Origin of the sequence: Bradyrhizobium ottawaense (assembly GCF_900099825.1) — a bacterium.
GTDB lineage: Bacteria > Pseudomonadota > Alphaproteobacteria > Rhizobiales > Xanthobacteraceae > Bradyrhizobium > Bradyrhizobium ottawaense_A.
This window is the reverse complement of the sequence record NZ_LT629693.1, coordinates 7,211,190-7,223,072: the sequence shown is the minus strand read 5'-3', so window position 1 is coordinate 7,223,072 and position 11,883 is coordinate 7,211,190. Positions and strand designations below refer to the sequence as shown.

Genomic DNA, 11,883 nt, shown 5'->3' with positions numbered 1-11,883 from the left:
TACCCGGTTGGGCAACAACAACCTTCGTCATCCCCTGTCATATAGTTACACACGATCGTGGCGAAAGGCCGGTTCCGAAAACGTGGTTTTCCTCTAAATTCACGCACCACGCAGACGCAACCACCCCCCGAAAAGCTATCGGGAATACGATCGGCTTCCGTCGGCAAAAGCAATGCAAGACCCGTTCCTTTTTTCGGCCGGGTCGGCGGGCACGCGCGGCTATTTCTTTTCCATCACGCATTGCAGGGGATGCTGGTGCTTGCGCGCGAAATCCATCACCTGCGTGACCTTGGTCTCGGCAATCTCGTAGGTAAACACGCCGCACTCGCCGATACCGTGGTGATGGACGTGCAGCATGATCTTGGTGGCCGCTTCGGCGTCCTTCTGGAAGAATTTCTCCAGCACGTGAACCACGAACTCCATCGGCGTGTAGTCGTCGTTCAGAATCAGCACGCGATACAGGTTCGGACGCTTGGTCTTCGGCTTGACCTTGGTGATAACCGACGTCGACGGCCCATTGGTGCCGGGATTGCGGTTCTCGTCATTGCTCATTCGCGGAGCAAAAGCGGTTGGCATCGCCGGCGCGGACGAACGGGCTTTGAAAGTTAACTTCAACATGGCTCAGGCGTTCGAAATCCCCAGGAGAAACGAGTCGGGAAACCAGTCAGCGTATCCCGGCACCCCGCCACAGGCCCAAACAGCCATCGCGAGGTACCCGGCAGCGTTCCGGATCGCCGCTCCCGGTCCGACCCGTTGACCGGATCGGCGACCGGATCGGCTTCTGGAATATGGGTCCGGCACCGGGTCCCCGCAAGCGCCTAAACGACAGCCCTGGCGCGACCCGCGACCGGCCCGATTCCCGGTCCGGCGATCTGCCCAAGGTTAATCGTTTCTGTCGGGTTTGACAAAGGAAGGCAGCTGTCCGTTTAGCCTCCATTGAGGATAGCCGGCGCTATCGGCAGCCGATTCGCCCATACGCGGGCTTTGACCCGCTTTTATCGGAACCGGTTTACCAGCTGTTTAGCCGCCCAGGCGGAAATGACCGCAGAAACCACATTGCGGTGAAAGCTATGCTCGATACTACCATTTTCAGTCGCGTTCGCGCTGCCGCCTGCCGGTTCGCAGGTGCCAACCAGGGTAATATCGCGGTGCTGTTTGCGATCGCCGCGGTGCCGATCATCAGCTTCGTCGGCGCAGCGATCGACTATACCCGCGCCAACGCCGCCCGCTCGGCGATGCAGGCGGCGCTCGACTCCACCGCCCTGATGCTGGGTAAGGACCTGACCGACGGCACCATCACGACCTCGCAGATCAGCGCGAAGGCGACGGCCTATTTCAACGCGCTCTACACCAACGCCGACGCCAAGTCGTCGGCCACGGTCACCGCGACCTATACGGCCGCGGCCGGTAACGGTTCGACCATCCTGTTGAGCGGCTCCGGCACCGTGACTACGGACTTCATGAAGGTGGCGGGCTTCCCGAACCTCAACTTCAATACCAATTCGACCGCGGCCTGGGGCAACGTGCGCATGCGCGTGGCGATGGCGCTCGACAACACGGGATCGATGTCTCAGAACGGCAAGATTGCCGCGCTGCGGACGTCCGCAGCCAGCCTCGTCGACCAGCTCAGCGCGCTCGCCAAGAATCCCGGCGACGTCTACATTTCCGTGGTTCCCTTCGCCAAGGAAGTCAACGTCGGCAGCAGCTACCACACCCAGAGCTGGATCGACTGGAGCCTCTGGGACAGCAACTCCCTCACCAATGGCTGGGGAACCTGCAGCCAGGCAAGCAAGACGACCAGAAGCTCCTGCCAGAGTGCCGGCAAGGTATGGACCCCTGATCGCACCAAGTGGACCGGTTGCGTCACCGACCGTACTCCCCCTTACAACACCCAGAATACCGCGCCGACGGCGGGCAACGCACCGACGCTGTTCCCCGCCGACGAGTATTATGAGAACAGCCAATATTACTGCAAACCGGGCAACAACCCGCCGTTGCAGCAGCTGATGCCGCTGAGCTACGACTGGACCGCGATCAAGGCGACCATCAACGCGATGCAGCCGACCGGCGGCACCAACCAGCCGATCGGCATCTCCTGGGCCTGGCAGTCGCTGCAGCAGACCTTGCCGCTGAGCGCGCCGGCCGAGGACCCCAACTACACCTACAAGAAGGCGCTGATCGTGCTGTCAGACGGTCTTAATACCGAAGACCGCTGGCCGGCTCACGGCGACGGCAGTACACAGTTTGGCGGTGCGATCGACACCATTCAGGGGACTCTGTGCAAAGCCATCAGGGATTCGGGCGTCGTCATCTACTCGATCCAGCTCAACACCGGCACCCCCGGCGATCCGACCTCGACCGCCCTGCAAAATTGCGCCAGCAGTCCGGACAAGTTCTACCTCGTCAAGAGCGCGAGCCAGACGCTTTCGGTGTTCAACTCGATCGGCACGTCGCTCGCCAAGCTGCGCGTCGCGAAATAACCGCCAGGGACAATATCGACCAAGAAAAAAGCCCGGCCATTGCGGCCGGGCTTTTTGATTGGGCGTCGAAGAAAGTGCGTGGCGCGATTAGTGCGAAGCCGGAACGAACTTCGCGACCAGGCCCTCGTAGGGCTTGAAGGTCTGCTTGGCGAGATCGGTGTAGAGGCCGGCAATCTTCTGCGACTCGGCGACGAAGGTCTCATAGGCCGAGCGTGCGAACTCGGTCTGCACTTCGAGCACCTTCTCCACCGACTTCACGCCGGAGAGCTTTTCCACATACGACTTGGTGTCTTCGAACGACTTCTTGGCGTAATCGCCGTAGGCGGTCGCGATCGCCTGAACGCCGCTCTGCAGGTTGCTCGCGGAAGCAGCAACCGATTCGAGATGTTCTTTTCCGTAGCTCTGAATGTCTTCAACTTTGACCATGATGGAATCCTTTTCCCAGATTGAACGTGCAACCGGGAGGTCCCGGCTCCCTAGACACACTGCCAATATAGTGCACTGCACAATTAAGTCAAGGAATCTTGTGCGACGCACAAATGAGTGGCATTTGCAGAGAACCCCGGGGTGTTACGCAACGGTTCGTTAATGTTTTGGAAACTCGCTCCGCCTAACCTGATTCCTGGACTTGTTCGCCTTCCGACAGACAGCCCGAAAGCTGTTTGTGAACAGCACCTTAGCTAGAACAGCGACCTGATCGGCCAACCGGGCCGCGCGTTTTGTCCGGATTGGCGCTGCGAGCAGGAAAACGCCGGGGGTCTTTGGGCACAATTTTGCCTCACGAACCGGTGATCAAGATAGAAATTGGGACGGGGAAGTAAATGCTTCGTACAACCTTGGCTTCCTCGCGCACGTTGCGAGTTTGCGTTCTGGGGCTGGCTACCTTCACGACAGCGATCCTCATCACCAGCGACAGCGCCGAAGCGCGCCGCTACCGGCATCGCCACGTCGCCAGCCATCACCGGACCCATGTTGCGAGCGAGAGCTACAGCCCGCAATTTTCGTCGATCATCGTCGACGGCAATTCCGGTGCGGTGCTGACCTCGAACAACCCCGACGGCAGCCGCCACCCCGCCTCGCTGACCAAGATCATGACGCTCTATTTGCTGTTCGAGCGTCTCGAATCCAAAAAGATGAACCTCGACACCGAAATGGACGTGTCCGAGCACGCTTCCGACCAGGCGCCGACCAAGCTCGGCCTGCGCCCGGGCCAGACCATCAGGGTCGAGGACGCCATCAAGGGCCTCGTCACGCGTTCGGCCAACGACGCCGCTGTCGTAATCGCCGAGGCCATCGGCGGCGACGAGGACGACTTCGCCAAGATGATGACGCGCAAGGCGCGCGCGCTTGGCATGACCAAAACGACCTATCGCAACGCCTCGGGCCTTCCCAACGACGAACAGGTGACGACGGCGCGCGACCAGGCCACCCTCGGCCGTGCGATCCAGGATCGCTTCCCGACATACTACCGTTACTTCTCGACGTCGGTGTTCAACTATCGCGGCCAGTCCATTCGCAACCACAATCACCTGCTTGGCAACGTCGAAGGCGTCGACGGCATCAAGACCGGTTACACCCGCGCTTCCGGCTTCAATCTCGTGACCTCGATGCGCCGCGGCAACCGCCATCTGGTCGGCGTGGTGCTGGGCGGCCGCAGCGGCGGTTCGCGCGACGCCATCATGCGCAATCTGCTCGCTGAAAACCTCGAAAAGGGTGCGACCAGGCGGACCGTTGCCGCGATCACCGAGCGCAACCCCGCCGACGCCAATGCCGATGTGGCCGAAGCCGAATCCGCGTCCCGGTCGACCGAGACGGTTCAGGTCAACAGCGCCGTCGCTGCCGCCGAGCCCGGAATGGCCGCGCAAGCCGCGATGCGCCCGGTTGCTCCCGCAAAGCCCTCGCTGATGGCGGCCGCCGCCGCTGCCCTGCCCCCGCCGCCGGCCAGGGCCGAGCCGCAAGCCAAGCCCGAGCCCGCCCAGTTTACCAGCGGCGTGATCCAGACCCAGCAGATCGCGGCGATCCCCGGCTCGGCCGAGCCGATGAAGCCGGTCAAGGTCAAGACGGTCCAGGTCAAGGCAGGATCGATGCGGCTCGCATCCGCCGGCTCGTCGCAGCCGACGCCGATCACCAGCACCATTCCGACCCGCCCCGAAGTCGCCGAGACCTCCAGCGCGGTGGTGGCGAAGGCGACGGAGACCAACAAGACCGACATGGCCCGGGTCGAGATGCCGCCGCAGCCCGCCAATCACGGCACCGGACAAGGCTTGCTCGGCGTCCTGCCCGCCTCCAGCATGGCCGCCGCCCCATCGCAGGCCGCTTCTTCGAAGGCCGGTTCTTCGCAGGCCAGTTCTTCCCAAGCTCTGGCCTATGCCGATCCGGCGCCGCGCACGGTGCAGGAAAACGGCGCAATCAAGCCGGCCGTAGCCCGTAGCGGCTGGATCATCCAGGTCGGCGCACTCGAAAGCGAAGGCGAAGCCAAGCAGCGCATCGACCTCGCCCGCAGCAAGGCGTCAAGCCTGTTGAGCAAGGCCGATCCGTTCACAGAGCCTGTCGTCGCCAAGGACAACCGCAAACTGTACCGCGCCCGTTTCGCCGGCCTCGAGCGCGATCAGGCGGAAGCGGTCTGCAAGACGCTGAAGCGCGCCGACATCTCCTGCATCACCGTCCGCAACTGACCGGTAGCTTCGTTTGAAATTGCAAAGCCGGCGCCGCAAGCGCCGGCTTTGTTGTTTTCCGGGCACGGTCTGAGGCCCAATCAATTTGCGACGGCAATTCGGCTCCGCGAAAACTTCTCGTCAAGACTTTACGGTTAAGTTTTGAAGAACAGCGATCGACCACGCCGGGCAAGGCGGGCGATATGGGGCCTCGATCAGAGAACAAGACGGAAGCAATTCTCGGTTTGTTGCGTTGATAGCGTAAGCCGGAGTTAGCTGAGATGCGTGCGAAACAGAGTATCCTTGGCCTCGTTTACACGGGCGGCGAGGTACGTAGAGCCCCCCTGGTCGGGATGCAGTTTCTTCATCAGGGCGCGATGCGCGCGGCTGATGTCGTCACGCCCCGCCCCCGGCTGCAGGCCAAGGATCTGATAAGCCTCCTCGTCCGTCATTTTGCCGCTCGACGCCGCGCGGCGCTGCCCCCCTGCCGCGTCGCCCTGCGCGTTCTGACGCCAGGCGGGAAACCGGCGGTCCAGATAGCTTTCAAGTAAGGCGACGCTCTCGGCGTCGAAGCCCGGCATCATCGCGATCAGGCCGGCGAGGTCGAACTCGTCGAGCGCGCGGCCGGCATCCGGCCCGTCCACGATCCGGCCCGACAGTTCGCCGCTGTCGTGATCGAGGCTCATGTCGAGAAATTGCGAGCGCACGCGCGAGGCCTGCCCCGACGAACGCTGCGCTCCACCGCCGAACATGCCGGCGATACTGCGGAACCCGCCGGGACCGAACGGCGACCAGCCGAGCAGCCCGGCGCCGAAAATGCCGAGCGGGATCGCCACCGCCAGTTCGCCTCGCAGCCCGGTGAAGGCCGCGACGGCCAGCGCCACGACGCCGCCCACGATCTTGATGACGCGCGCAAGCACGACCGGATTGGCCGCACGAAACATCTGCAGCAGCGAATAAATAACGACAACGGCGACGACGCCGGCAATCAGGGTTGGCATCCACGCAATATAGTCGCATTGGCGGCAAAATGCATAACCGCCCGCCATTCAACGCAGCGTGACACGGCGAAACCGCCCTTGGCGTCGGCCGGACGGATTTATAGTCTCCGTCCGCCTGCAACCACGAGCGCGCGATGGCCATCGACGGACTGACGACCCTTCGGAGCAACCACGGGCCGAAAGACACCGTGGACCGGTTGGAGGCCGCGGTGAAGACGCGCGGCATGACGATATTTGCCCGGATCGACCACGCGGCCGGCGCGAGCAGCGCCGGACTTTCACTACGGCCGACCGAACTCCTGATCTTCGGCAACGCCAAAGCGGGCACGCCGCTGATGCAGGCGGCCCAGAGCATCGGCATCGACCTGCCGCTGAGAGCCCTGGTCTGGCTGGATGCGTCCGGCGACACCTGGATTTCGTATAACGATCCGTCTTGGCTTGCGAACCGCCACGCACTGGCGAGCGACATCGCGGCCGTCATCGGCAATATGGCGACGGCGCTTGAGGCGGTCGCGAACGAGGCCGCTTCGGCTTAGGTGGGCTGGCGGCCGCGCTACTTGATCTGGCCGATCAGCTTTGCCGCACCGCTTGCGGTTTTCGACAACGCCAGCAGCGCCTCGCGCCCGCCGGCGGCGTAGGCTGCGGCCGCGCGCAACAATTCGCGCAATTGCGCCGCGGCGCCGGGATCGAACCTGCACCACGCACCACCGGTGAGCCGCGCGATCTCGCGGAACGCATGTTCGGCGGCGGTGTCGTGACCTTCCTGGAACATGAATACCGGCACCTTGAGCAGGCCGAGCTCGCCGGCCTTGGTACAGAGATCGTCGACCTGTTCCTCCATGGCGTCGCCGACAAACACCACCGCGCGCACGGCGGATGCGACCGCCTCACGCCGCGCTTCCGACAGCACCTTGCCGATCTGGGTATTGCCGCCCTGGCAATCGATCTTGCTCATCAATTTCGCAAGCTGCGCGGAATCGGAAATCCACCCCGTGGCGCGGCATTCGTTGAGGCCGCGGTAATAGACGAGGCGGATGTCGAGGCTGCCGAGCGAAGCCGCCTCGCGGAACATGTCGGCCTGCAGCGCGCAGGCCATGTCCCAGGTCGGCTGCCGGCTCATGGTGGCGTCGAGCGCAAACACCAGCCGTCCCCTGGCGCCGGGTCGGTGCGGCGACATCGCGCGCGCCTTGGCGACGAAGGCGGCGATATCCTCGGCCGCCGACGGCCTCGCCTCCGGCAGCGGATTGGCTTTGCGCGCGTGCTCGGTCTTCGCCGACGCGACGTCGCCTGCCGATTTCGGTTTGATGGGTTCGCCCGCCATGGACTCTCGCTATCGCAGTCCCCCATTATGTGGGACGGCGCCAGACAGCGGTCAATGCATCCGGCCAGGATCCAGAAGGGATCAACCAGCTCCGGACGTTGGTTCCGGACCTTAGTTGGCGACCGGTCTGTTGGCCGGCGTCGGATTGCTTGCCAGCGGCACCGGTCCCGGGCTGCTGGTCAGCAGATCAGGCACTTTGGTCGGCACCGGTTTCAGCGAACTGGAGTCGGTATCTTCCAGGAACTTGTCGAGCATGCTCTGGATCGAGGTCTTGGCCGCGTCCGGTCCGGTGTCGCGCATATCGTTGTGCTGGAAGCCGGTATTCACGACGGTGATGCCGGCCTTCTCGCACTCATCCTCGTCGGGAACGACGCCCGGATCCGGCTTGAACTCGGTATCGTGCGAGCGGAACGAGAGGATCTTGAACTTGCCCTCGGTCAGGAACGGCACGCGGAGGTTATCCAGCGTCACGACCTTCTTGATTTCGTCGGGATACTGCTTGGCGAAATACATCGTGATGTCGCCGCCCATCGAATGTCCGACCATCGTCACCCTGTTGTAGTCGGCGTTGGGCTGGATCTTCTTCATTTCCGAGATGGCGAAATGGATGTTGGCGACGCCGCGCTGAATCTGCGGCAGGCGGCCGACATAGATTTCACCGACCTTGGTCACCATCGGCGGATCGGTCGGCAGGTCATGCTGCGGGCTGATCACGAGGTAACCGCGTGCCGCAAAGACGTTGGCCAGGAACGAGTACTCGGTGTGCTTGACCGTGTTGCCATGGTTGATGATCGTCACCGGCAAGGTGATCATGCCGGCATCGGCCTGCATTTCCTTGTCCCAGCGGACGGCGATATCGACCGCGACCAGCCGGTTGTCGCGCGCCGGGTCATGGAACGAAATCGTCTCGTGCCGGATAGCCCACTTGCTCGCGGTAAAATACGCGAGCGTGAGCAGCACGGAGAGTGAAAGCAGAACGGTAATTCCACGTTTCATATTCGTCCTCGGTGTTCCACCAAAAGGGCCACTTTACCTTTGAAACTCTTCGGTCTCTTGGAGATGATATATGTCACAGCCGCGTGACATAAAGTCCAAATGTTGTGACTTAACCGCCTGATCGTTGTGCGATGCACCTATCCATTGTGCATCTGCTCAGTTCCCAACGTCTCTCTCTTATGACGGCCCCAACCAATGCCCGGTTCGGTCCTTCCATAAAACTTTAATGATAACGGGATTCCGGGCGGCATGTTCCGCCGCTGTTCGCGGTCCGTTGCCGTCAGCCCCGTAAGAATACGGAGATTCAGACCGGGGTGTAGATCACCAGTTTCAACGCCGGATCGTCGTTGGCCTGAAAACTGACATATTCCAGCTTGAGCCGCCCCTTCTTGGGATGGCTGATGGATTTGTGGCCGGCCGCCACACCGCTGATGTCGTGCGCCTCCCACCAGCCCGCAAATTCCGGGCAGCCGTCCCGCAGGCGCGCCAGCAGGTCGCGAAACGCCGGATCGCCGGCCCACAGATCATGGGTAGCCCGGAACTGGGCGACCATGCGCCTTGCCACGTCGTTCCATGACGTGCCGAACAGCCGCCGTGACGCAGGCTTGGTCAGCACGGTCACCAGACTGTTGCGGTCGGCATCGGCGATCTGGCTGAAGCCGAAGATCTCGTCGGCGGCCTCGTTCCAGGCCAGCACGTCCCAGCGCCGGCCGGTGATGTAGGCCGGCAGGTTCAGCCGCTCGACGGTGCGCCGCACCGCCGGCGGAACGGTTTCGCGGACGAAGGCGCGCCGGTCGGTATTGGCAGTCAACTCCTTCAGGTGCCGGTGCTCGGCCCTGGAAAGCCGCAGCGCGCGGGCCAGCGCATCGATCGTCGCTGTGGAAGGACTGACGGACCGTCCCTGCTCGAGCCGGATGTACCAGTCGACGCCGATGCCGGCGAGTTCGGCCACCTCCTCCCGACGCAGGCCCGGCGTCCGCCGCCGCCGCCCGTCCGGCAGGCCGACCGCCTTCGGCGTCAGCTTGTCCCGCCGCGACCGCAGGAAGTCGCCGAGTTCGCCTTGCCTGGAATTCGTCAGCAGGTCCGTCATGGGTGGCCTCTCCGGCAGGGTCTCGTAATCCTAGGATAATACCAGGTCTTGTTGTCCGGGTGAAGCCTGCGAAAATGGGCTTCTGTCGGAAAACGCAAAGCAGGAGCGCCCCATGAAAGCTGCCGTCTTGAAATCATTCGGATCGCCGCTCGCCATCGAAACCGTGCCCGCCCCCGTGCTCGGCACCGGCGAAGTGATCGTCGACGTCGTGGCGAGCGGGGTTCTGGCTTACGCCAACGAAGTTCTCAGCGGCGCCAGGAACTATCTGCTGGAACTGCCCATCGTGTTCGGCGCCGGCTGTGTCGGCCGCGTCCGCGCCACCGGCCCCGATGCGACGCGGCTTCGTCCCGGCGACTGGGTCTTTTGCGATCCGACCGTGCGCTCGCGCGACAATGCGCTGGCGCCCGATGTCATGTTGCAGGGATTGACCGGCGGCAGCGAAGGCGGGCTCAAGCTGCAGAAATACTTCCACGACGGCTCCTGGGCAGAACGGCTGCGGCTGCCGACGGAGAACGCGATTCCGATCGGCGCCATCGATGCCAAGGATGCCGGCCGCTGGTGTGCGCTCGGCAAATTTCTGGTGCCCTTTGGGGGCTTCCTCGCCGCCAAACTGCAAGCGGGAGAGATCGTGCTCGTCAACGGCGCCACCGGAAGTTTCGGCTCGGGGGCTGTGGCCGTCGCGCTCGGGATGGGCGCGCAGTGCGTCATCGCCACCGGCCGTAATGAGACGGCGCTTGCCGATCTCGCACAACGTTTCGGCGCCCGCGTTCGAACCGTCAAAATGCTGGGCAGCGAGGCCGACGATCGCGCGCGGATCGTTCAGGCCGCGCCCGGCCCGATCGACTGCGTGCTCGACATCCTGCCGCCCGCAGCCTCTGCCGTGCAGGTACGGACCGCGGTCCTGGCGGTGCGCCCTTACGGGCGCGTGGTGCTGATGGGCGGCGTCGGCATGCAGGGCGGCGCTGGCCTCGAACTGCCCTACCCCTGGATGATGCGAAACTGCATCACGCTGCACGGGCAATGGATGTATCCGCCGCTTGCGGTGACGCTGATGGCCGGCCTGATTCGTTCAGGCCAGGTGACGCTGGATCATTTTGAGGTCACCGCGTTCGATCTGGACCACGCCAACGAAGCGGTGGCGCATGCCGCAGCCAAGAGCGGACCGTTCAGCATGACGGTCATCGAACCGTGACCGCGTGAGAGACGCGTTTTCCGAGAAAACGCTACGCGCTGATGATGTCGTGCATTTCGAGCGGCTTGTCGACCTGGGTGAACCATTCGGCGCGGTTGGCGGCGCGGCGGCGGCCACGCTCGTCAAGCGGCAGCTTGAGCTGGCGCAAGAGGCTCGTGACTTCCTCGCGCGCCGTGACGTGGCCGAGGCTCGGCCGCGTGCCGAGCGTCGCCTCGTCGATGTCGTCGAGGGCGGTGAGCCCGCGCGGAAAGAATTCGCGGTAGACCACACGTTCGGCGAAGCCGTCGATCGAACGGAAGCCGAGCCGCAGCGAAAGATCCTTCAGACTGTCGGCGACGAGCTGCTTGTTGCGCGAGCCGATCATCGAGAGACGGTTGCGCACCACGATCCAGTCCGTCGTGGCGCCGTCCAGCTGACGACGCTTGCGCCTGACGTCGCGCACCATCTCGGCGTAATGGCTCTCGCCGGTCACGGAATAGGTGGCGGGATCGACGGTGCCGAGCACATCGAAGTCGAGAAAGCTGTCGTTGATCGGCGTCACCAGTGTGTCGGCCATCGAATGCGCGAGCCGCATCAGGTAGGAGTCCGATCCCGGCGTATCGATGACGATGAAATCGAAGGAGCGCTCGACCGTGCTCACCGCTTCCATGAATTGCTGGAACTCGGAATTTTCATTGTCGGCGATCTGCATCGTCTCGCCGAGCTTGATGCAATAGTGCACGGGAATTTCGAGATCGAGGCCGGTGCGACGCGCCCAGGCGCTGCGGTTGCCGATATAGCGGGTGAAACTCTGCTGGCGGCAGTCGAGATCGATGGTGGCGACGCGTTGTCCGGCCTTCATCAGCGCGACAGCAATGTGCAGGGCGGTGGTTGACTTCCCCGAACCGCCCTTCTCGTTGCCCAGCACCACAACGTGTGCCGAACCGGATTGACTCTGACTCGCCTGTACCAACATCACCCGTCCCCCGTCCGATATCTTCAAATCACGGGCGGCTGCGGTCAAGTGAAATGCGCGGTGACGCTTCTAAATCGCGCTCGGCACGCCTTAATGATGAATCCGCGAGGCGTGCAGGTCGCGCATCCGCTCGCAACGGAACTGTTGGCGCACGCCGACCGAGACGGCCAGCCGCAGGGGCGGCAACCGGCCTC

At 63.3% G+C, this 11,883-nt stretch carries 11 protein-coding genes; 4 read left to right on the top strand and 7 right to left on the bottom strand.

The genetic code is table 11. The annotated features are described in order from the left end of the window. Positions 1 to 219 precede the first annotated feature (219 nt). Entirely contained in the window at positions 220 to 552 is a 333-nt protein-coding gene (gene clpS / locus BLR13_RS34000; protein ID WP_074814338.1) for an ATP-dependent Clp protease adapter ClpS, read from the bottom strand. Positions 553 to 1,070: 518 nt separating this feature from the next. Between clpS and BLR13_RS33995 the strand changes: the two genes are divergently transcribed. Beyond that, positions 1,071 to 2,480, top strand: a complete 1,410-nt coding sequence (locus tag BLR13_RS33995; RefSeq protein ID WP_074814342.1) for a TadE/TadG family type IV pilus assembly protein — start codon at positions 1,071 to 1,073, stop codon at positions 2,478 to 2,480. An 87-nt stretch (positions 2,481 to 2,567) separates the two neighbouring features. On the opposite strand, the gene BLR13_RS33990 is transcribed toward BLR13_RS33995, so the two are convergent. Next, positions 2,568 to 2,906 (bottom strand): phasin family protein, encoded by a 339-nt coding sequence (locus BLR13_RS33990; protein WP_074814344.1) that lies wholly within the window; start codon positions 2,904 to 2,906, stop codon positions 2,568 to 2,570. A gap of 395 nt (positions 2,907 to 3,301) precedes the next feature. On the opposite strand from BLR13_RS33990, the gene BLR13_RS33985 reads away from it, so the two are divergent. Continuing rightward, positions 3,302 to 5,155 (top strand): D-alanyl-D-alanine carboxypeptidase, encoded by a 1,854-nt coding sequence (locus BLR13_RS33985; RefSeq protein WP_074814347.1) that lies wholly within the window; start codon positions 3,302 to 3,304, stop codon positions 5,153 to 5,155. A gap of 251 nt (positions 5,156 to 5,406) precedes the next feature. On the opposite strand, the gene BLR13_RS33980 is transcribed toward BLR13_RS33985, so the two are convergent. Then, on the bottom strand, positions 5,407 to 6,135 hold the full coding sequence (locus BLR13_RS33980) for a DnaJ domain-containing protein (protein WP_074830723.1): 729 nt from the start codon (positions 6,133 to 6,135) through the stop codon (positions 5,407 to 5,409). 134 nt (positions 6,136 to 6,269) lie between these two features. On the opposite strand from BLR13_RS33980, the gene BLR13_RS33975 reads away from it, so the two are divergent. Next, the gene (locus tag BLR13_RS33975) at positions 6,270 to 6,671 is read left to right on the top strand and encodes a DUF302 domain-containing protein (RefSeq protein WP_074814349.1); all 402 of its coding nucleotides are present in this window, start codon (positions 6,270 to 6,272) and stop codon (positions 6,669 to 6,671) included. Positions 6,672 to 6,688: 17 nt separating this feature from the next. Here the strand turns inward: BLR13_RS33975 and BLR13_RS33970 are convergent, their stop codons facing one another. The 3 genes from BLR13_RS33970 to BLR13_RS33960 all read right to left on the bottom strand — a co-directional run bounded on the left by BLR13_RS33970 (position 6,689) and on the right by BLR13_RS33960 (position 9,530). Beyond that, entirely contained in the window at positions 6,689 to 7,456 is a 768-nt protein-coding gene (locus BLR13_RS33970) for a hypothetical protein (RefSeq protein ID WP_074814352.1), read from the bottom strand. Positions 7,457 to 7,567: 111 nt separating this feature from the next. Continuing rightward, positions 7,568 to 8,452: an alpha/beta fold hydrolase gene (locus BLR13_RS33965; protein ID WP_074814356.1), complete on the bottom strand. Its 885-nt coding sequence runs from the start codon at positions 8,450 to 8,452 to the stop codon at positions 7,568 to 7,570. Positions 8,453 to 8,756: 304 nt separating this feature from the next. Then, positions 8,757 to 9,530, bottom strand: coding sequence for a helix-turn-helix transcriptional regulator (locus BLR13_RS33960; protein ID WP_074830726.1), 774 nt, complete (start codon positions 9,528 to 9,530; stop codon positions 8,757 to 8,759). A gap of 124 nt (positions 9,531 to 9,654) precedes the next feature. On the opposite strand from BLR13_RS33960, the gene BLR13_RS33955 reads away from it, so the two are divergent. Beyond that, on the top strand, positions 9,655 to 10,734 hold the full coding sequence (locus BLR13_RS33955; RefSeq protein ID WP_074814359.1) for an alcohol dehydrogenase catalytic domain-containing protein: 1,080 nt from the start codon (positions 9,655 to 9,657) through the stop codon (positions 10,732 to 10,734). Between the two features lie 31 nt (positions 10,735 to 10,765). Here the strand turns inward: BLR13_RS33955 and BLR13_RS33950 are convergent, their stop codons facing one another. Beyond that, positions 10,766 to 11,689: a division plane positioning ATPase MipZ gene (locus BLR13_RS33950; RefSeq protein ID WP_074814361.1), complete on the bottom strand. Its 924-nt coding sequence runs from the start codon at positions 11,687 to 11,689 to the stop codon at positions 10,766 to 10,768. Positions 11,690 to 11,883 lie beyond the last annotated feature (194 nt).